The organism is Hymenobacter canadensis (genome assembly GCF_027359925.1).
Classification (GTDB): domain Bacteria; phylum Bacteroidota; class Bacteroidia; order Cytophagales; family Hymenobacteraceae; genus Hymenobacter; species Hymenobacter canadensis.
Genome location: NZ_CP114767.1, coordinates 964,957 through 984,440, shown reverse-complemented (window position 1 = coordinate 984,440; position 19,484 = coordinate 964,957). Strand labels below are relative to the sequence as shown.

General features: G+C 63.7%; 15 protein-coding genes. 6 read left to right on the top strand and 9 right to left on the bottom strand.

Features of this window, described 5'->3' with window-relative positions; genetic code table 11:
* Positions 1-16: 16 nt before the first annotated feature.
* The gene (locus O3303_RS04195; protein WP_269560813.1) at positions 17-1,573 is read right to left on the bottom strand and encodes a sigma 54-interacting transcriptional regulator; all 1,557 of its coding nucleotides are present in this window, start codon (positions 1,571-1,573) and stop codon (positions 17-19) included.
* Positions 1,574-1,724: 151 nt separating this feature from the next.
* Complete coding sequence (locus O3303_RS04190) at positions 1,725-2,831, bottom strand: vWA domain-containing protein (RefSeq protein WP_269560812.1); 1,107 nt, start codon at positions 2,829-2,831, stop codon at positions 1,725-1,727.
* 185 nt (positions 2,832-3,016) lie between these two features.
* Between O3303_RS04190 and O3303_RS04185 the strand changes: the two genes are divergently transcribed.
* Together O3303_RS04185 and O3303_RS04180 are read left to right on the top strand one after the other, a co-directional pair.
* Positions 3,017-3,298: a DUF427 domain-containing protein gene (locus O3303_RS04185; RefSeq protein ID WP_269560811.1), complete on the top strand. Its 282-nt coding sequence runs from the start codon at positions 3,017-3,019 to the stop codon at positions 3,296-3,298.
* Between the two features lie 395 nt (positions 3,299-3,693).
* A complete protein-coding gene (locus O3303_RS04180; RefSeq protein WP_269560810.1) occupies positions 3,694-4,329 on the top strand; it encodes a hypothetical protein in 636 nt (211 codons plus the stop codon).
* Between the two features lie 200 nt (positions 4,330-4,529).
* On the opposite strand, the gene O3303_RS04175 is transcribed toward O3303_RS04180, so the two are convergent.
* Entirely contained in the window at positions 4,530-5,507 is a 978-nt protein-coding gene (locus tag O3303_RS04175) for an acyl-ACP desaturase (protein WP_269560809.1), read from the bottom strand.
* A gap of 116 nt (positions 5,508-5,623) precedes the next feature.
* Positions 5,624-7,300 carry a hypothetical protein gene (locus O3303_RS04170; protein WP_269560808.1) on the bottom strand — a complete coding sequence of 559 codons (1,677 nt, stop codon included), beginning with the start codon at positions 7,298-7,300 and terminating at the stop codon, positions 5,624-5,626.
* A gap of 278 nt (positions 7,301-7,578) precedes the next feature.
* Between O3303_RS04170 and O3303_RS04165 the strand changes: the two genes are divergently transcribed.
* Entirely contained in the window at positions 7,579-9,261 is a 1,683-nt protein-coding gene (locus O3303_RS04165; protein WP_269560807.1) for a hypothetical protein, read from the top strand.
* 159 nt (positions 9,262-9,420) lie between these two features.
* On the opposite strand, the gene O3303_RS04160 is transcribed toward O3303_RS04165, so the two are convergent.
* Positions 9,421-10,329 carry a glycosyltransferase family 2 protein gene (locus tag O3303_RS04160; protein WP_269560806.1) on the bottom strand — a complete coding sequence of 303 codons (909 nt, stop codon included), beginning with the start codon at positions 10,327-10,329 and terminating at the stop codon, positions 9,421-9,423.
* A 79-nt stretch (positions 10,330-10,408) separates the two neighbouring features.
* On the bottom strand, positions 10,409-11,725 hold the full coding sequence (locus O3303_RS04155) for an MATE family efflux transporter (RefSeq protein ID WP_269560805.1): 1,317 nt from the start codon (positions 11,723-11,725) through the stop codon (positions 10,409-10,411).
* A gap of 73 nt (positions 11,726-11,798) precedes the next feature.
* On the opposite strand from O3303_RS04155, the gene corA reads away from it, so the two are divergent.
* Positions 11,799-13,004, top strand: a complete 1,206-nt coding sequence (gene corA / locus O3303_RS04150) for a magnesium/cobalt transporter CorA (protein ID WP_269560804.1) — start codon at positions 11,799-11,801, stop codon at positions 13,002-13,004.
* Positions 13,005-13,171: 167 nt separating this feature from the next.
* On the opposite strand, the gene O3303_RS04145 is transcribed toward corA, so the two are convergent.
* Entirely contained in the window at positions 13,172-14,284 is a 1,113-nt protein-coding gene (locus O3303_RS04145) for an AAA family ATPase (RefSeq protein ID WP_269560803.1), read from the bottom strand.
* A 120-nt stretch (positions 14,285-14,404) separates the two neighbouring features.
* Positions 14,405-17,149, bottom strand: coding sequence for a hypothetical protein (locus tag O3303_RS04140; RefSeq protein ID WP_269560802.1), 2,745 nt, complete (start codon positions 17,147-17,149; stop codon positions 14,405-14,407).
* Positions 17,150-17,361: 212 nt separating this feature from the next.
* Here O3303_RS04140 and O3303_RS04135 point away from each other — a divergent pair, with 212 nt between their 5' ends.
* The gene (locus O3303_RS04135; RefSeq protein WP_269560801.1) at positions 17,362-17,970 is read left to right on the top strand and encodes a hypothetical protein; all 609 of its coding nucleotides are present in this window, start codon (positions 17,362-17,364) and stop codon (positions 17,968-17,970) included.
* A gap of 72 nt (positions 17,971-18,042) precedes the next feature.
* Positions 18,043-18,570, top strand: a complete 528-nt coding sequence (locus O3303_RS04130; RefSeq protein WP_269560800.1) for a hypothetical protein — start codon at positions 18,043-18,045, stop codon at positions 18,568-18,570.
* A 126-nt stretch (positions 18,571-18,696) separates the two neighbouring features.
* On the opposite strand, the gene O3303_RS04125 is transcribed toward O3303_RS04130, so the two are convergent.
* Entirely contained in the window at positions 18,697-19,263 is a 567-nt protein-coding gene (locus O3303_RS04125) for an FKBP-type peptidyl-prolyl cis-trans isomerase (protein WP_269560799.1), read from the bottom strand.
* Positions 19,264-19,484: the final 221 nt, after the last annotated feature.

Sequence of the window (19,484 nt, the reverse complement as noted above, 5' to 3'; positions counted from 1 at the left end):
TACCGCTTGCAGGAAGCTACCGTTTCCGGCCGCGCTGGGGCTTTTCGTCTTCGTCGTCCTCGTCGTCATCCTCGCCGAAGCTGGGCATGGTGAACATGCTGCTGAGCAGGTCCTTGAACTGGGCGCCGGCGGTGAGGCGGTTGCGAGAAATCAGGCTGTACTCGCTCAGGCCGTGGAGCAGGAACTCCATCAGGAAGTAGGTGTGCTCGGGCGTCTCGGAGGGGTGCAGCTCCGTCACGATGTCGCGCAGGCCGGGCACCTGGTCCAGCACGGCGCGGTAGTCTTTGGTGCTGGCATCGTGGAGCAGGTCCACGGTGTGGCCGTTGCCGAACCACTCCTGCACCGTTTTGTAGGGCGAGGGGCGGCCTTTGAGCTTCTTGGCCTTGTCGGGGTCGGGGAAGTAGTTCAGGAACAGCGTACGGATGGCTTTGCCCATCAGCTTCTCGGCCACGATGCCGGCTCCCTCCTGCTCGCCTTCGTACACCAGCTCCACCTTGCCCGTCACGGCCGGCACCGCCGAAATGAAGTCACCGAGGCGCACGTAGGTGGTGGCTTCGCCGTTGATGAGGGCGCGGCGCTCAGCCCCGGCCACCACCTGCTCGTAAGCCGAGATGGTGAGGCGGGCCGATACGCCCGACTTGGCATCCACGAACTCCGAGGCGCGGGCCTCCACGGCCACCTGCTCCACGAGGTCGTGAATCACTTCATTGGTGGTCACCATGCCCTTCTGCTCGTCCTTGATACGGGCTTCCTGCTTGGTGATGCGCTTACCGATTTCGATGGATTTCGGGTAGTGCGTGATGATCTGGGCGTCGATGCGGTCCTTGAGGGGCGTCACGATGGAGCCGCGGTTGGTGTAGTCCTCGGGATTGGCCGTGAACACAAACTGCAGGTCCAGCGGCAGCCGCACCTTGAAGCCCCGGATCTGAATGTCGCCTTCCTGCAGGATGTTGAACAGCGACACCTGGATGCGGGCCTGCAAATCGGGCAGCTCGTTGATCACGAAAATGCCCCGGTGCGCCCGTGGAATCAAGCCGAAGTGAATCACCCGCTCATCCGAGTACGGCAGCCGCAGTGTGGCCGCCTTGATGGGGTCGGCGTCGCCGATAAGGTCGGCTACGGATACGTCGGGGGTGGCCAGCTTCTCGGTGTAGCGGTCCTGGCGGCCCATCCACGTCACGGGCGTGTTGTCGCCGTGCTCAGCCAGCAGGTTTTTAGCAAACACCGACAGCGGCTGCAACGGGTCGTCATTCAGCTCGGAACCAGCCACTACCGGCACCCATTCATCGAGCAGGCCGATGAGCAGGCGGGCAATGCGGGTTTTGGCCTGGCCGCGCAAGCCCAGCAGGTTGATGTGGTGGCCGGCCAGAATGGCGCGCTGCAGCTCGGGAATCACGGTTTCCTCGTAGCCGAAGATGCCGGGAAACACGTCCTCTTTGCTTTGGAGTTTCTTGATCAGGTTGTCGCGCAGCTCCTGTTTCACGGAACGCGGCTGGTAGCCGGACTTCTTCAGAGCACCAAGGGTGGTGATTTGCTGGAGCTGGTCGGCGGAGAGAGAATCGTAAGAAGGCATGAAGGGAGAATAGAATGAGCGAATGGATTTGATTTGTCATCCTGAGCTTGCGAAGAACCTTATCACGCTGGAACGAAACTATTCGGTCGTCGTGCTGATGTAATAAGGTCCTTCGCAAGCTCAGGATGACAAGTGCGAGGCCGTTCAGCCGTTACACGTTTTTGCGGCGGTTGCGCTTGTAGTCCTCGAAAATCATGTGGCCCAGGCCCTTGAGCGACGAGTAGTACGCCTTGCCCTGGTTCACCTCCGTGAACTCCTCCACGAAGCGGCGCAAATAGGGGTCGTCGGCAATCATGAACGTGGTGATGGGCACTTTCAGGCGGCGGGCCGAGGCGGCCAGGTTCAGGGTTTTGTTGACCACTTTGCGGTCGAGCCCGAATGAGTTTTTGTAGTAGCCGCCGGCTTCCTTCAGGCAGGTGGGCTTGCCGTCGGTAATCATGAAGATCTGCTTGTTGGGCGTTTTGCGCTTGCGCAGCAGGTCCAGGGCCAGCTCCAGGCCGGCCACGGTGTTGGTGTGGTAGGGGCCCACCTGCAGGTAGGGCAGCTCCTTCACCTCAATCTGCCAGGCGTCGTTGCCGAATACGATGACGTCGAGGAAGTCCTTGGGGTACTTCTGCTTCACCAGCTCGGCCAAGGCCATAGCTACTTTTTTGGCCGGCGTGATGCGGTCCTCGCCGTACAGAATCATGCTGTGCGAGATGTCAATCATGAGCACGGTGCTGGTCTGGCTTTTGTGCTCGTTTTCGCGCACTTCCAGGTCGCCCTCGGTCAGCATGAACTCGTCGCCATCCATGCCGTGGTTGAGTTGGGCATTGCGGATGCTCTCGGTCATGGAAATCTGGTCGAGCGAGTCGCCGAAGCGGAACTCCCGCATATCGGTGCTCTGCTCGTCGCCCTGGCCGGTGTGGGGTGTACGGTGGTTGCCCGGCCCCGATTTCTTGAGCTTGCCGAAGATTTCTTCCAGCGCCGACTTACGGATTTTCTGCTCGCTCTTGGCGGTGATGGTGAACTCGCCTTTTTTCTGCTCGTCCTCATCGATGTAGCCCTTCTTCTTGAGATCCTCGATGAAGTCGCCCATGCCGTAGCCATCCTCGGTGAGGCCGTACTGCTTATCCAGCTCATTGAGCCAGGAAAGCGCCTCGCCCACGTCGCCGCTGGTGATGGTGACCAGCTGCATGAATATCTTAAAAAGGGAGTCGAAGCCTTTCTCAGTCGACTCCTCGGGCACGAAATCCCGAAAACGAAAGCCTGCGGACATAATAATTGGGGGAGTGAGCTCTCAGAACAACAGAAGCCGGTTTTTAGTTGTCGGGGAGTAATTGGGAGTTGTCAGGTAGTGGTTGTCGGGTGTCAGGACTAGATGTTTTACTGACATTACCTGATAATTATCAACTAAAAACCGACAACTACCACCCAGCAACTGACAACTAAAACCCACTCCCCATGAAAGCCATCTGGAACAACACCGTCATTGCCGAAAGCGACGAAACGGTCGTCGTTGAAAACAACCACTATTTTCCAGCCGACTCTATCAAGCGGGAGTTTCTGGAGGAAAGCATTGCGCATACCTCCTGCCCCTGGAAAGGCCGCGCCAGCTATTATTCCCTGCGCGTAAACGGCGAGCTGAACAAAGACGCCGCCTGGTTTTATCCCGAGCCAAAGGAAGCGGCCCAGCAAATCAAGGACCGGGTGGCGTTCTGGAAAGGCGTGCAGGTGCAGCCGTAAGCCTGCGCCGCTAGCGCTGGCCCAATGCGGGTACCGCAAGCCGGGAGTCGATGAAAACCCATATGGGTTGCTCATCGGCTCCCGGCTTTTTCTTATCCCAACTGATTGGCCCCGAAAAATTTGCCTTGGGAAGCATAGCCCTGAGATTCAGGGTAAATCCGGGTGGTTTGTTTGCTTCGTACGCAGTTATATGGCGCTACCTTTCCTGGCATTTGTCCGTTTTTAATTTGTATTTGACCGAGAACACAGTACCTTGCGTATACATTGCGCATTCTTTGCGAAGCCCGCTGGTAATGGCTGACTTGCTTGAACTGCTCTTTTTGCCGGCCTTACGGGGCTGCCTGCCGGTCATCGGACCGGGCCAACCACTGTACCACTCTTCCTAACATTTTTTTATGAAAGCACCCATTTTTGCCCTGCTCGGCACTGCCCTGGTTACTGCCACCGCCTGTGATTCGTCGCGGACGGCAGTGGAAGACACTTCTTCCAGCACTCCTACAGTAGAAAACACGGCTTCTACCGAGCCGGTAAGCTTCACCCGCGAAATCACCCAGGGCGACTCCCGCTTCGAGGTCCGCACCACCGGCGAAAGCGCCCAGCGTCAGCTCACCATTCGCGCCTACCGTGGCTCGGCCCTTTCCGCCGACCCCGTACGCGTTGACATCAACGGAGCCGTGCGCGACGCCGTTTCGGCCGACCTGAACGGCAACGGCAAGCCCGAGCTATACATCTTCACCGACAATGGCTCGGCCAACGGTGGTTTCTACGGCTACGAGTTTGGGGAGCGGGGCTACACGCCCGTAGCTTCGCCCGGCATGATTTCGGGTACCGCTGCCACCGGCTACAGCGGCAAAGACACGTACATGCTGAGCAACGGCATGCTGAGCCGCTCGTTCCCGGTAACTACTGCCACCACTGCATCTGCCGACAGCACCACGCCGGCCGCTACCACCCCCACCAGCCGCACCATCACCTACAAGCTGGGCGCCGATGGCAAGTGGACGATGGGCCAGGTAATGGACGGCCAATAGTAATCACGGATTTTTCCGGATTAGTCGGATGAGTCGGCTTTTGTAGCTGACTTCATCACGTAACCGGAAAGCAAAAAAAGGAGGCTTGCCGAATGGCAAGCCTCCTTTTTTTATATGCTCAGTTGGTTGACATGAAGCCGGATCAGCGCCGACTACGAAATCCGACCAATCCGCTTAATCCGGAAAAATCCGTGATTAGGTTAGTCGATCCACTTGAAGCGGTATTCCAGCTTGGGTACCGACATCCGGTCGGCAACGCGGCGCAGGCGGTTGGGCAGGGCCATAACGTAGTCGCGAGCTTTTTCGGCGGGGCCGGTGAGGCCGGTTACCTCGGCTACTTTCCAGTCGGTGATGAGCGTTTCGAGGATGTCGGTGTAGTCCTGGCTGGTATACACGCCGAGGCGCTGGGCGGCGTCGGTGAAGTGGCCGAAGGTTTTGCCCATTTCGATGCCCATTTCACGCATGTAGTGCGCCGGCATCACAATCTTCTTGCGCATCATGTCTTCGAAAGCCAGCATCATTTCCGAAGGGTCAACTTCGAAAATCTTCTCCACGAACGTCTTGTAGACGCGGGCGTGGCGGTTTTCGTCGCCGGCAATCATGCCGCAGATTTTGGAGAGGCCGTCATCGCCGACTTTGCGGGCCAGCTGGCCCACGCGGCGGTGCGAGAGGTTGGTGGCGGTTTCCTGGTAGCTGGTGTACACGAAAGCGCGGTACGGATCGTGGGCCGTGCCCAGGTCGAAACCGTCGGCAATCAGGTACTGAGTGCTGACCTCGAACTCGCGCATGTTCACGCGGCCGCTCAGGTAGAGGTAGCGGTTGAGCAGGTCGCCGTGGCGGTTTTCCTCGGCGGTCCAGCCGCGGATCCACTGGCCCCAGCCGCTGTTGTGGTCGCGGCCCAGGTCGTCAAGCTGATGAAACCAGGCTTCGTAGTTGGGCAGGGCTTCTTCGGTGATGGTGTCGCCGATGAGCACGGCCAGCAGGTCGTAGCTGAGGCCCTGGGCGCTTTCACGCAGCAGCTTCACTTCATCGAAAAAGGTGTCGCGGCGCGGGTCCGGCAGGTAGTCAGAGGGTTGCCAGCTTTCTTCCACGCTCTTGAGGAAGGTGCCCATGTTTTCGCGCAAAAACGGTTCGAGGTGTTGCAAAACCTCTCCGCGGGAAATGTTAGTAGCAATCATGGTAGTGGGACTAGGCGGTAGGGAAAGAAGGAGAGCGGCTCAAAGGTATATAACCACTACCCGGTATTGCACCGAATAAGTCCAGAACCCCGACTATAAAATTTTGGCCTTTTCGCTTATTCCACTGAATCCACCCATGGTTTGTAGGCCTGCGCTTCGCCGGATTGAGCGTGCCGGGCCTGAATTTCACCCGTTGCACGCCCCAGCGCCACCGGCAGAATTGGTACTAATCGAACACGCGGGCCCGCCAGCACGGCCAGCTGCCGATTGAGGATGGCGGCCGTGGTGGGCATGAGGATCCAAGCTACATCGGGCCGGGCAGCCAGGCGGCGCAGGCTTTCCGGGAAATAGCGCGTGCCCGTGAGCTGCTGCCGCCACGCCGCCTGCGACGGGTGTAGCGTAATCCAGCCCGCCACGGGCAGGTAGCGGGCTGGATTACGCTGCGAAACAGAAGCTATGCCCTCCGTGAACGGCGACCCGGCTTTGTAAGTGGCCTCAAAGGCATCCGATACGATCAGGCGCGGGACGGGCGCTCCGGTTTGCCGCGTGAGATGGGTGAGCTGCTGCCGTAGCAGTTGGTTTTGCTGCCGCTCCTGCCCAAGCACAGCAGCCCGGTGTACGGTTTTGTAGGCGTAGGGCCCGGCCACCAGCGCCAGCACGGCCAGCAGCACCCATGGCGCACGCCGCCCAGCCGTGGGCAGCACCGCCGCCAGATTGCCCAGCAGCCAGATATCTAGCAGGGGCAGCGCGATGCGCGGCGGCAGCTTCAGCGCTGCCGCCAGGGCAAGCAGCAACCCCGCAAACAGCCCCTGCACCAGCCAGAAGCCGCGGGGCCGGCCAGGGGCGGTAGTCAGCAGCCAGCCACTGACGGCCAGCAGCAACAACAGCGGAAAATAGTCGCGCAGGAGTTGCGGCAGCGCCAGCCGGAGCTTGGCGGGCGCTATGGTGCGCAGGAAGTAGCCGGGTGCCGGCAGGGGCGCGGCGCGGGCGTAGAAAGCCTCATTCACGAGCGTGGAATCGGCCAGTAGCCAGTGCTGGGCGGCGGCCAGCCCGAGGCTGTCCGGGGGCGTGAGGGCGGCGGCGGGCTGGTAGAGCTGGAAGTCCAGCAGGTTGGACTTCAGCACGTCGAGGCGGCGGAAGGTGGCGGCGGCGGGGCTCCAGGTCAGGTTCAGCCACAGCGCCCCAGCTACGGCCCAGGTGGCCGCGCCACCCAGTATCGGCAGGGCCCGCCGGCCGCTCAGCCACCACGCGCCCGGCACGGCCGCCAGCAGCCCCAGCACCGCCGCGCTGGGCCGGATCAGCCAACCCAGCCCGAACGCCAGCAGCCCCAGCCACAGCGCGGCGCGGCTGGCGGGGCGCTGGGCGGCCGTCAGCACGCCCACGCCCGCCAGCAGCAGCGGGATTCGCACGTAGTTGAACCAGAAGCCGTGCTCCAACCAGGCCACCAGAAAAAACAGCACCAGCAGCCCCACAATCCAGGGGCCCGGCAGCCGGCCCAGCAGCAGCCGGTCGAGGACGGTGAAGGCGCCTACCGTAGCGGCGTAGAGCAGGCCGTAGAGCAGCAGCGCGTACCAGGGCACGGCGGGCGCCACCTGATAGAGCCAACTCAGCCCCGCACCCAGGCCGTGGAAATACAGGTAAAGGTCGGTGACGGGAACCGCCGCGGTGGTGCCGCGCAGCAGCTGGATGATGGCTGTGTCGTCGTTGGTTTCAAAGTACGCCCCCAGCCCCCACCCCACGGCCAGCAGCAGCAGCGCCGGCAGTAGCACTCGTCGGAATAGCGTGGCAGGCATTGCGGGGTGATGAGGTGATGAGGTGAGTAAAGGTAGCTGTCATCCTGAGCTTGTGAAGGACCTTCCCACGTGAGAACCAACCGGTGTCACGAAATTTCCGAAGAGGTAGGCTGATTTGCTCCAGGGCCAGTTGTACAGCTATGAAAAGGTCTTTCGCAAGCTCAGGATGACAGCGCCCCACTTACCTCATCACTTCATAACCCCATTGTCTTTTCACCTCATCACTTCATGACTTCATCACCTTTTCACCTCATCACTTAATCACCATCTTTGCCGGCGTGAATCACCGCTTGCTTTTCCGCTTTCCCACGCTGGCTCTGGTGCTGGTGCTGGTCGTGACCGTGGCCTTTTTCGGACTGGCCCACGAGGGCCTCTACGACCTCGACGACTACCTCTACGCCCGCTACGCGCAGGCCCTGGCCAGCGGCACCTACTGCCCCCTTCCCGACCCGCAGCACCTGCTCCACGACCCGCTGCAGGAACGCCTGCTGATTTTCGGGCCGGTGGCGGCGCTCTACCGGTTGTTAGGGGTGAACATCATCAGCACCACGCTTTGGCCGTTGCTGTGTACGCTGGGCTGCGCCGGCATTATCTGGCAGCTGTATCGGCGGCGTGAGCCGCTGGTGGCGGCCGGCGCCCTGCTGCTGCTGGGGCTGCACTACTTCACGCTCAACCTGAGTACCTACCTCTACCCCGACAACGTGCTGATGTTCTGGTGCCTGGCCGGGGCGGCGGCGCTGCTGGCGGGACGAAGGGTCGGGCAGCGCCGGCCGGCTGCCTGGGGCGCGGGCTTCGCGGCGCTGAGCTTCGCGGCCCTGCTCAGCAAGGAAACCATCGTGTTTTACCTGCCCTTCTACCTGGGCCTGTTGGCGCTGGATACCTGGCGGAAGCAGCACGGCCGGTTCTGGCGCACGGCGCTGCTGACCGGCGCGGGCCTGCTGGCGGCCTACCTGCTCTACTATCAGCTGCTCACCGGCGACGTGCTCTACCGCTACCACATCATCGAGCAAACCAACGCCTACATGCGCGACGGCAACTACGTGCAAGGCCACGCCGACGCCCTGCTGGGCCGCGTAACGTGGGAGCCACTGGCGTTTTTTGTGGCCCTGGGCATGGGCGTGATGCTGGTACTGGCCGTAGCTGCCGGCTTCGGCCGCCGCCGCCCAGGTGGCCCGGCAGATGCGGCCACGTCTGACGATGAGGCCGGATTCTGGGTGGTGCTGGCGGCCAGCACACTGGCCTTCTACTGGTGGGGCAGCACCTCCCTGCACGAGTACAACCCGATTTCATTGCAGGCCCGCATGGTGACGCCGCTGCTGCCGCCGCTTGCGCTGGCGGCCGGGTTTGGGCTGCGCAACCTGTGGCAAACCGGGCGCGGAAGCTGGCTGATCGGGCTGGTGCTGCTGGGCTTTGCGGGCTGGCTGCACAACGGTGTATCGGTGCTGTATGGTGGGCTGGGCCTGCTGCTGCTGGCTGTAGCCGGCCTGCGCTACGTACGCAGGCTGCCCGGCTGGCTGACGCCGGGCACCTCGGGCTTCGGGGCGCTGCTGCTGGGTGCGCTGGCGCTGCTGCTGCTGATTCGGCCGGTGTACTACATGCGCAAGCCCAGTGTATCGGCCCATTTTGCGCAGGCGCGGCTCCTGAAAACGCACCTACCGGCCAGCCAGCGCGGGGTGGTGTTCACCGATGATATGCTGCTGCGCCACGCCGATTTCTACTACGGCTTCCGCCCCACCCCCAGCCTGCGCTACGAGCGGTTCGCCCGGCGCGACTCCGTGGCCCGCCGCCCCGGCGACAAGTCGTGGCTGTTGCTCAACCGCGCCACCCTGCAAAACGACGAACTCACCCGCACACTCATCCGCTACTCCGCCGACTCGATGCTCACTTGGTTCCCGCGCCGCCGCCTATTGGCGCAGGATGGCCCCGTGGAGTTGTATGAGGTGGTTTTGGGTGACAGGTGACAGGTGACAGGTGACAGGTGACAGGTAAATAAAGAACGTCATTCCGAGCGGAGCGAGGAATCTCGCGTGCTGACGTTGCAATGGTAATCCAACGTCAGCACGCGAGATTCCTCGCTCCGCTCGGAATGACGTTCTTAACGTTGACCCCTCATCACCTCATCACCCCCTCACCTTCAGATACACCCCGATTCCGTGCTCAATCAGCCCGGCGCCGCCCAGCTCGCGCAGCAGGGCGTACAGGTCGCGGGCCTCGGGGAGGTTGCCCCAGCGGGCGGCCTGGCGCAGCTCCCAGCGCACCCGCTCGGCCAGCGCCTGGCGCTCGGGCGCGGTGCGGCAGAGGGCGGCGGCTTTGTGGCAGATGCGGATGGTGGAGGCCACCAGCGGGTCGCCGGGGCGGTAGCCCTGTGCCGACATGGAACGGGGATGCAGGCGCTTTTCGGTCAGGATTTCATCCTGGTAGCTGAACTGCCAGCTGCGAGAGGCGCGCACCCAGAAATCGAAGTCCTCGTAGGCCAGCGTTTCGTCGTAGCCGTTGAGCTGCTCCAGCGTGGCGCGCCGCATCATCATGGACGGCGCGCTGATGAAAAACCGGCGTAGCACGTCCTCAAACACCCAGCCCGATGCGGGAGCCGGCTGCAGCGCACCCGTAGGGCCGGGAGCGTGAAACAGCCGCTGAAACTCCCCGGCCTCGGTGTGCAGCGCCACGTTGCCGTAGAGCATGCCGTAGCTGACATCCAGCTCCTGAAACCGCGCCACCTGCCGCGCGACCCGCTCGGGCAGCAGGATGTCATCGGTAGCAAAGTCGATAAGAAATTCTCCCTGGCTCTGGAAGAAAGCCCGGTTGAAGGCCGCGCAGTTGCCGATGTTTTCGGGCAGAAACACGGTTTTCCACTCCGGATGCGCGGCGGCGTACTCGTGCAGTATCGCTACGCTGTCGTCGGTGCTGCCATCGTCCACCAGAAACACCTCCAGCAGCGGGTACGTCTGGGCCAGAATGGAATCCAGCGCGGGCCGCAGGAAGCGGGCGTGGTTGTAGCAAAGCGCTACGATGGTAACCAGAGGCGTCATTATTTTTTGGTGATGAGGTGACAGGTGATGGGATGACAAAGTAAGAACGTCATTCCTCGCTCCACTCGGAATGACGTTCCTATCTAACCTCCTCCCTCACCCAAAACCGCCGGAAATACCAGCCGCACCAGAACAGTAGCAGGCCGTGGCGCAGTGCCGAGGCCCACACGGCCCCAAGCAAGCCCAGCCGCGGCAGCAGCAGCGCCAGCGCCGCCGCGTAAAGCACCGCCGAGGCGGCCTGCAGCGCCACGTAACGTCCCACGCGGGCCTGCGCTGTGAGCACCATCACCAGGGGCCACGCCACAAACCGCAGCCAGTCGCCGAGCAGCTGGGGGCCCAGCAGTCCGGCCGCCGCCCCGAAGCGGGCCTCGAACAGCACCGGCAGCAGCCAGTGGCGCAACACATAGAGGAGGCCCAGGCCGGCGGCCAGCAGCGGCACCAGCATCCGTAGCACCGTGCGCACCCAGGCCCGCTGCGCGGTTGGCTGAGGCGCCAGCGCCGCCAGCCGCGGGTAATACACGCTGCTCATCACGGCCGTCATCACCATAGTATAGTTGTCGGAGAGCTTGGCCACGGCCTGCCAGAGGTCGGTTTCGGCGAGGCTGAACTGCCGGATCAGCAGCTCCCGCACCGCAAAGTCCACGGCTTTCCCGAACAGCAGCAGACCCACGGCCATCAGAAGGAAGCGGCCCAGGCCCCGCAGCGCGGCTTTGCTCAGGCGGCCCGGCCACAACGCTGGCAGCAGTCCGGCCCGGTGCGTCAGCCACAAGGCGGGAAGCAAGGTGGCTCCCTGTGCCAGCAGATACGCCAGCAGCGCCGTGGTAGCCGCACCGCCGCCAGCCAGCACCGCCGCCACGGCCGCCGGCCCCAGCAAGCTCAGCGCCACCGTCAGGCCAACGTAGGCGCGCAGCTGCCCGGCGGCCAGCAGCACGGCGCCCAGCAGCGCATAGGCCGTGAGCAGCGCAATGCCCAGCCCAAACAGCACCACCCAGCCCACCGAGGGCTGAAACACTCCCACCAGCGGCCCCGGAGATAACAGCAGCGCCAGCAGCCCCAACAGCAGCGCGGCCCCGTTCAGCAGCAGCGCCGCCCCCAGCCACGCCCGGTAGCGGCCGGCGCGGGCCGGCAGCGGCGCCAGGTATTTCACCAAGCCCACGTGCGTGCCGTCGTTGGGCAGCGTCGTGAACAGGGCCATCAGGTTCTGGAAGTGCGCCAGCAGCGTGAGGCCGCCGGGCCCGCCATACACGGCCAGCAGCTTGTTGAGCAGCAGCGCCCCCGCCGCACGCGCCACCACGGCCACGCCCGAGCCCACCGAGCCTCGCACAAACTGCCGGGCAGCAGGCGGCGCGGCGGGCGCGGGAGGCGGCGTGGCGGCGGATGGGCGGGCAACTGACATGGGGCCCAAAAGTACGCCGGCCAACTTTCTCCCCGCCTTCCGCCGTACATTGGCCTCAATCCGCCTCCCTCCTATGGAACCCGCTTCTCCCACAGCCGCCGCCCCGCTGCTGCCGCCCCCCGATGCCTCCACCGAGCCCACGCCCGAGCGCCGGCATTCCGTGGCCGACCGCGCCGATACGCGCCTGGCCCGCGAGGCCGACGTCGGCCAGCGGCCCGGCACGCTCACCATCCGCGAAGGCTCACTCACGCCCCGGCTGTTTTTGATTTCCTACGACGAAAATTCCTGCGTAGAGCGCGAATACGACGACTACCAGGAGCTGCTGGCCTACTTCCAGGGCCACCCCGAACTGCGCCACTGGATTGATGTGCGCGGCTACAACAACCTGGAGCTGATGCAGCAGCTGATGGCTGACTTCGAGCTGCACCCGCTGCAGATGGAAGACGTGCTGGGCGACTACCAGCGGGCCAAAGTGGACGTATTCGGCGACAACCGCCTGTTTCTGGTGTCGCGCATGACGGAGTTCACGCAGCTGCTGGAAATCGACGACGACCAGCTCTCCATCTTCACCGGCCCCAACTACGTGCTCACGTTTCAGGACGACTACGTGGACTGCCTCGACACCGTGCGGCAGCGCATCCGGTCGGGCTTCAGCCAGATCAAGCGCAAGCCGCCGCTGTACCTGGCCTACGCCCTCACCGACGTGGTGCTCGACCAGTACTACCCCACCATGGCCGCCATCGGCGACTATATTGAGAAGCTGGAAGACCGGATTCTGCAGGACCGCCCCGACCGGCGCGTGCTGGGCCGCATCCTGCGCATGAAGAAGGACATCATCCGGTTCCGGCGCTTCGTGTACCCGGAGCGCGAGAAAGTAGCCGAAATCCTGCGCATGCCCGACGAGATAGTGCCCGAGGAAATGAAGGTCTATTTCCGCGACTGCTACGACCACGCTATCCAGGCCCTGGACCTGGCCGAGAGCTACCGCGAATCGGTGACCAGCCTGGTGGAGCTGTTCATGAGCAACCAGAGCAACCGCATGAATGAGGTGATGAAGGTGCTGACCATCATCAGTTCCATCTTCATCCCGCTGAGCTTCGTGGTGGGGCTCTACGGCATGAATTTCCAGCGCGAAAACCCCAACGGCGGCGTTAACCGCCTCAACATGCCCGAGCTGTACAGCCCCTGGGGCTACCCAATATTGATTGGGGTACTGGTTACTATTGTGGCGTTCCAGTTGGTGTATTTCTACCGCAAAGGCTGGCTGACGAACAAGTGATTTTTGGGGTTGGCGGGTTGGTGGAGTGATGTCATCCTGAGCTTGCGAAGGACCTCATCACACGTACACGAGCCGTTACGGCATTAATCGTTCACGCGTGATAAGGTCCTTCGCTTTGCTTAGGATGACGATAAATCCACCAACCCACTACCCCACAAACCCACCACCTAGCCCCACTTGCGCGGGTCGGTGGTGAGGGCGGAGGCCAGCACGTTTTGCGGCTCGCCGAGCACGGCATATACCTGCTGCAGGCGTTCCTCTACAGAGCCGGTGAGTAGCGTGTAAGGGATTTGCAGCATATCCAACTGCATAGCTACCATACCGTGGTGGAAGTCGCGCAGGGCTTCCGGGTCGCGCCAGCCGTCGTCTTCGTACGGAATGTCGGGGGCGCAGAGGAAGGTGTGGAAGTAGCGCTGCCGGCACTCGGCGGCCAGGGCCATCAGCTCGGGCGCGCAGCGGGCGTAGTAGAAGTAGGAAAACTGCGCCGTGGTGGCGGCATTGGTATCCACGAACAGGAAATGGCGGGCGTGTGGCACGGCCTCGTCTTCCAGCTCGCGGTGGCGGTGCGCAATGTAAAGCAGGTCGTCGAAGTCGGTGGCGCCGTTCTTTTCCTCGTGCAGCGTGCGGCCGTACTCGTGCACCCACACGGTGCCATACGCCGCGGCCAGCGCCTTGCTGAGCGTGGATTTGCCGGTGCTTTCGGCGCCCATCAGCACAATCTTGCGGATAAACTGCGGCGAGTGAAAATGCGCCTGTACCACCGGATGCAGGAAGGCATTGTGCCCATACAGGTCGGCGCGGATCTGGGTGCCGCTGATGGGCACCACCGTGCGGGGAGGGTCGACGGCCACGTATTCGGCGCCGATATGGGCCGCGAAGCCCGGCCCGTAGTCTTCGGAGGCAAACACCACGTCGGGCCGCAGGGGCTGTTGCCGCAGCCAGCGGCGCACAAATTCGCGGTGCGAGTGGTCGTCGGCTTCGTTGGGGGGCACGGGCAGCTGGCCGACTGGCATGGCCACCACGTGCAGCACCGTAGAGCCAATGCGCGGCGGCGCGCCCGGCTCGGCCCCGGCCGGCGTGTAGATCTGTCGGATCCAGGCGGCGCGGGTTTCGGCATCCATCGTGGCCGGATCGGGGTTGGAGTAGACCAGCACGTAGAGGTCCTGCACGCGGGCGGCGGCCTGCTCCAGCAGCCACTGGTGGCCGGTATGAAACGGCAGGAATTTACCCACCACCAGCCCGATAGGCCAGGAAGCAGCAGTAGTAGAGGTTGGGTTCAAGCGCAGAAATGTTGAAGCCAGCGCGAAAAAGCGGGCGGCGGAGCAGGCAATATATTCAGTTTTACCCAGCCTATCGGTCCGACGGCGGCCCCTTTCTCACCGGAAAACTCTGCGCTCCGCCTATTTCAACTCCAGCCCCATGCGGCGCAGCTCCGGCCCGGCCGTGCGGTAGAGGTGGTAGATTTTGGTGGCCGCCTCATATTCCAGCCCGATTTCCGGGGCACTGCTCTCGAAGGGCTGCCCGCCCAGCAGCCGGCCCTGGCTGTCGTAGAGGTAGGCCTTGCCGGGGCCAAGCTCCGTAATGGCATACACGCGGCGGCCACTACCGAAATCGAAGAACTGCACCGGCTTGGTGCCCGACGTAAGAAAACGCTGGCCCAGCAGGCGCCGCCCGGTGGCCTCAAACAGGTCCAGCTGCCCGCCTTCCTCGCGGGCCACCACGTAGGAGCGGCGCTGCTGGTCGGGGATGAGGCGGAAAACCGAGGTGCGGCTCCAGGTGGCTACGCGGCGGCGGCTCACGATGTCGCCGGCCAGCGTAAACGTCACCTGCTCGCCGTGCTGGTTAACCACCGCCAGGCGGGTGCGGCTGAGCGTAGGGCCGGCCGTTTCCACCAGCGCCTCGCTCTGCAGCCGTGCCCCCATGCTGATGGGGAAACCCGGGTAGGCCGCGCCCTGCTGATCGAAGGCGTAGACGTAGCCGTTTTCCAGCAGCACCACCAGCACATCGCGCCCGCCTACCACCAGGTACAGGGGCTGGGCCGCCAGGTTGAAGTCCAGCCGTTTGGGCTGCCAGTTGGGGTAGGCGTTGCCGTTGGTATCGTACAGAAACAGGTTGCCGCCGCCCCCGGCCACCAGCAAACGCGGCGCCGCCCCCGCCCCTTCCGGCGACACACTCAGGCCCGTGGCCCGCACCGAATCGGGCAGGTTGAGCGGAAACTGCGGCGCCGGGCGCCCCTGCTGGTCCAGGAAATGCAGCTGGCCGGCCGTGGCCAGCAGGTAGCCGGCGCGGCCCGCCACCGTACGGCGCTGCAGCCGCCCCACCAGCGGCCCCGGCAGCGAGTCGGACCAGGCTACCACGTTTTCGGGCGTTACGTAGTGCAGCACTTGGCTGGCATCCTGCACCAGCACCCCGGGCCGGGCGGCCCCGGCCACTGGCACCAGCAGCGGAGCCCCGGCCAGCGGCGTCTTGAAGGCCAGCACGCTGCCCGTGCCAGTACTGCCCTGCGGCCGCGCCACGGCCGGACCCACCAGCGGATGGCGCAGCAGCAACTGGCTGAAATACTGGGCACCGTCCTCCTGCTCGTTGGCGGCAGGCACCAGCTGCAACGCCACCTGCGGAAACCGCTTAAACAACGACTCATTGCGCAGCAGTCCGGCCCGGCGCTCCTCCACCAGGCCGCGCAGCAGCAGGTTCCAGGCATTGCGGGTATCCAGCACCACGCTCAGGCGGGCCAGCGGCTGGGTATCCTGCAGGAACGCTACCTGCGTGGGCGAGCGGGACCATACGTTTTCGGCGGCCACATCCTGCAGCCAGGCCCGCAGCGCGGCGGCATCATCGCCGAACACCAAGTAGCTGCCCACCACGGCCACCACCGGCGCGCGGAAACCGGCAAACAATGGCCCCACCAAACGGGCCGGCAGCTCGGGCACACCAGTCTGGTGAATCTGGTAAGGCCCCACCCGCTCAAACGACGGGCTGGCGCCCACCACCCGGCGCAACTGGCCCAGCAGCAGCGCCTGTTGCGCAGGGCGGGCGCACCACATCAGGGCCAAGCGACCGGGCTTCACCCGGGCCGTGGGCGGGGCCAAATAGGCTAGGGCCACTTCTTGGCTCAGGCCCGCCGTGAGGCTGTCGAGCAGCGGCAGCACGGCTGGGTTGAGCGTATCGGGGCGCGGGGTGGCGGGCCGGGCGCCGCGCAGGATGCCGGCCGGGCCCAGGCCCAGATGCACCAGCAGAGCCGTGCGCAAACTCAGCACTTCGGCCATGCGCAGGCGCTGGGCGGGCTGGCCGCGCAGCCGCTCATGCAGGCTGCCGGCCGTAGTTTCAGGGTTTACGAAGCCATTGAGCACCACTTTGTTGCCGGCCAGCTTCATTTCCAGCTGGCCGTTGCGGGCTAGGTTGGTTACAGCCCCAATCCCCAGCACCACATCAGACCGAAAAAACACGCCCAGCAGCTGCGGCAGGCGCCGGTAGTTCACCAGCAACGTGGCATCCACGTCGCGCAGCCGGAAGAAGTCGGTGCCCTGAAAATCGGCGGCCACGGTAGGTTGCTTAGGGCTGGCCAGGCGGCGTACCACGGCTTCCACCAGCAGCGAACTGGGGCTGAATACCAAGTGGTTGCGGTGGTTAATGAACGTGAGGCCGCGCCCGGTGCCGGGCTCGCTGATTTCAGTGAGCAGCGTGCCCTCATAGTCGCGGGTGCGCACCCGAAACTGCGGGTCGCGGGCCAAGGCGTCTACCAGGCTGCGCACCTGCCGGTACTCGCGCACGCTACCCACCGGCACCTGCAGCAACACATCGAAGCGGCCAGGCCCGGTGACGTGCACCGACGTCAGCACGTTTTTGCGGCCCAGAAAGCGCAGCACCACGTTGCGGCCGCCGGTGAGGCTGTCGATCATCGCCACGGTGTTTTCGAGGCTCTGGAAGTAGCTGACGGTGGTGAGGTTGTCCCAGATCTGCGTTTCCTTGAGGTGGCGCACCAGCGTGGGCTGGTCGCGGGTGGCCGTCACCAGCACGGCGTCGTCGGGCACCAGCGCCCAGGGGTCGACGGGTACGGCCGCTACCGTGCGCCGGTAGTACACGTACGACGCCAGCGCCGCCAGCAGAAACAGACCGGTAAGGAATACGAGCAGCTTTTTCGACATTGGGACACCGGGAGCGGACGGCAAAAATAGCTATTCAACCGTAGCCAACCGATTTACTGCCCGTCATACGGCTCAGGCCGGCCGGTGGCTGCTATGCCGGGGCTGCTTCCACGCTACGTGCTCATCTGTGGTGCGATAGAATTTGCCGGGCTGCGCGGCCGGCAGCGGTTCAGGTTCGCCGCCCACCGCCGAAATCTACTTATCTTCAGCGCATGACTTTTCGCGGCAGATTTTTCGGGTTTCAGAGCGCAGCAGCGCGGCTGAAAGCAGGCGTGGCGGTGGTGCCGCTGGTGCTGTTGGCGTCCTGCTTTCAGCTGCGCGAGCCCGAGCCGGCGGGCGCGGCCAGCGACTGGCTGCCGCCCACCCAGATTGATATCTTGCTGGCCAATTTCACGACGGCCGTGCAGACCCTGAACGTGGTGAACTACGAGCGCACGTTTGCGGGGCCGCAGTACCGCTTCCTGCCCGACCCCACGGCGGCCGGCACCGCCACCACGCTGTTTACCAACTGGAGCGTGAACGAGGAGCGTGACTACCTCAACGGCCTGCGCCGCCGCTCCGCCGTCACCACCCAGAACCAACTCACGTTCAGCGGCCGCCGCGACCAGTTTTTCACCGCCGACTCCGCCGAGGTTTCGGCCCTCTACCAGTTGAAAATTGTGCAGTCGGACACGGCGTTTCGCTCCACTATGCTGGAAGGCAACATCCGACTGCTGGTGCGGCGTCGTAATAATGAGTGGAAGATAGCCAGCTGGCGCGACCAGCGTACATCCAGCGCCCTGAGCTGGACCGATCTGAAGAAGTATTTCATCCGCAACTGAAGAGTAGCTGAGCAGTTGAGTAGCTGAGTAGCTGAGTAATTTATTTTACCTGTCACTGCCGCGTATCCGCCTATGCCCCGACTCACTCAGCTACTCCGCTACTCAGTTACCCTCTGCGCCGTGGGGGCCGCGGGCTGCAACCCTTTCGCCCCCGGCCTCGACGACCAGCCCACCGACCCCAACCAGCTGTTGGGCAACCCCGTGACGGTGCGCGGCTTTTTCGAGCGGTTCCGCAGCGCCTACCAGCTGCGCGACTCCACGCTCTACGGCCAGCTGCTCGACCGGCGCTTCACGTTCACGTACCGCGACTTCGCGGCCAACGTGGACCGCACCTGGAACCGCGACGTGGAAATTGCCACCACCTACCGCCTGTTCCGGGCCTCGCGCACCGCCAACCTGCAGTGGACCCAGTACCTGCCCACCACCGACACGCTGTTTTCCGACACGCTCGTGTACGTGGAGCGGGCCTTCCAGCTCAGCATCGAGCAGCGTGACAACCAGCAGTTCAGCGGGGCCGGCTCGGCGCGGCTGGTGCTGGTGCGCCGCCAGAAAGGCGACCCGTGGCGCATGCGCAGCTGGTACGACCGCAGCGAGTTTTAGGGCTCTATAAAGGCTCTCAGGAAGCCTTTGCCCGTTCCCACGGCGCATATATCCTGCCCCCCCAAAACCAAACGGGGCGGCCACCGAAAATTCCAGCAGCCGCCCCGTTTGGCTAGACTTCAATACTTATTGGATGTTGGTCAGCTCGACGTCGAAGCGCAGGGGCGCGTCGGCCGGGATAACGCCGTTGGCCCCGCTTGGGCCGTAGGCCAGCTCCGAAGGCATCAGCAGAATGGCCTTTTCGCCTTTGCGCATCTGCGCGATGCCCAGCTCCCAGCCCGTAATTACCTGGCCGCCGCCCACGCGGTACACAAACGGCACCGGCTGGCCGTCGGCCCCGATGCGCGACTTGTCGAATACCTGGTTGTTGCTGATCAGGCTTCCTTTATACACCACTGAAGCCTGCTGGCCGGCAGTGGGCAGGTTGCCGGTGCCGGGTCGCTTAGTGATGATGTACAGGCCCGATGGCTGGCGGCGCGCCGTGGTGAAGCTGCTGTCGGCAATGTACTTGGTGATGGCCAGCGAGTCAGCGGTGCGCACCTGCTTCTGGCGCAGCAGCGCCTGGGCATTCAGGGCGTCGATGTCGATACCGGAGTCGTTGCAGGCCGTGAGCAGGGCCGCCGACGAGAGCAGTACGCTGCCGGCAAGGGCATATCGGGCAAAGGAAACGGTGCGAAGAAAGGAAGGCAGCATATGGGAAAGAAAAGGTCTGATCAGGAGTAAGAGGCCGGTCAGGCGCCAGGGGTTGCAGGCGGGGCCCGCTGAGCGGCCACCAAAAGTAAGCACATTCCCCGACCGGGCACTTCCTGCTGGCTAGTACAGCACCGGCCGCCCTTATGGTTCCGGGCAGTGGATTTCCGGCACAGCCACCGGCCCGAATTGTATTCGGTGCTCAGAATCCTTCTATCTTCCCG

What these genes read in the sequence shown, in the direction of transcription:
- O3303_RS04195 (WP_269560813.1), bottom strand. Translation starts at nt 1,573, where the DNA reads ATGCCTTCTTACGATTCTCTCTCCGCCGACCAGCTCCAGCAAATCACC.
- O3303_RS04190 (WP_269560812.1), bottom strand. Translation starts at nt 2,831, where the DNA reads ATGTCCGCAGGCTTTCGTTTTCGGGATTTCGTGCCCGAGGAGTCGACT.
- O3303_RS04185 (WP_269560811.1), top strand. Translation starts at nt 3,017, where the DNA reads ATGAAAGCCATCTGGAACAACACCGTCATTGCCGAAAGCGACGAAACG.
- O3303_RS04180 (WP_269560810.1), top strand. Translation starts at nt 3,694, where the DNA reads ATGAAAGCACCCATTTTTGCCCTGCTCGGCACTGCCCTGGTTACTGCC.
- O3303_RS04175 (WP_269560809.1), bottom strand. Translation starts at nt 5,507, where the DNA reads ATGATTGCTACTAACATTTCCCGCGGAGAGGTTTTGCAACACCTCGAA.
- O3303_RS04170 (WP_269560808.1), bottom strand. Translation starts at nt 7,300, where the DNA reads ATGCCTGCCACGCTATTCCGACGAGTGCTACTGCCGGCGCTGCTGCTG.
- O3303_RS04160 (WP_269560806.1), bottom strand. Translation starts at nt 10,329, where the DNA reads ATGACGCCTCTGGTTACCATCGTAGCGCTTTGCTACAACCACGCCCGC.
- O3303_RS04155 (WP_269560805.1), bottom strand. Translation starts at nt 11,725, where the DNA reads ATGTCAGTTGCCCGCCCATCCGCCGCCACGCCGCCTCCCGCGCCCGCC.
- corA (WP_269560804.1), top strand. Translation starts at nt 11,799, where the DNA reads ATGGAACCCGCTTCTCCCACAGCCGCCGCCCCGCTGCTGCCGCCCCCC.
- O3303_RS04140 (WP_269560802.1), bottom strand. Translation starts at nt 17,149, where the DNA reads ATGTCGAAAAAGCTGCTCGTATTCCTTACCGGTCTGTTTCTGCTGGCG.
- O3303_RS04135 (WP_269560801.1), top strand. Translation starts at nt 17,362, where the DNA reads ATGACTTTTCGCGGCAGATTTTTCGGGTTTCAGAGCGCAGCAGCGCGG.
- O3303_RS04130 (WP_269560800.1), top strand. Translation starts at nt 18,043, where the DNA reads ATGCCCCGACTCACTCAGCTACTCCGCTACTCAGTTACCCTCTGCGCC.
- O3303_RS04125 (WP_269560799.1), bottom strand. Translation starts at nt 19,263, where the DNA reads ATGCTGCCTTCCTTTCTTCGCACCGTTTCCTTTGCCCGATATGCCCTT.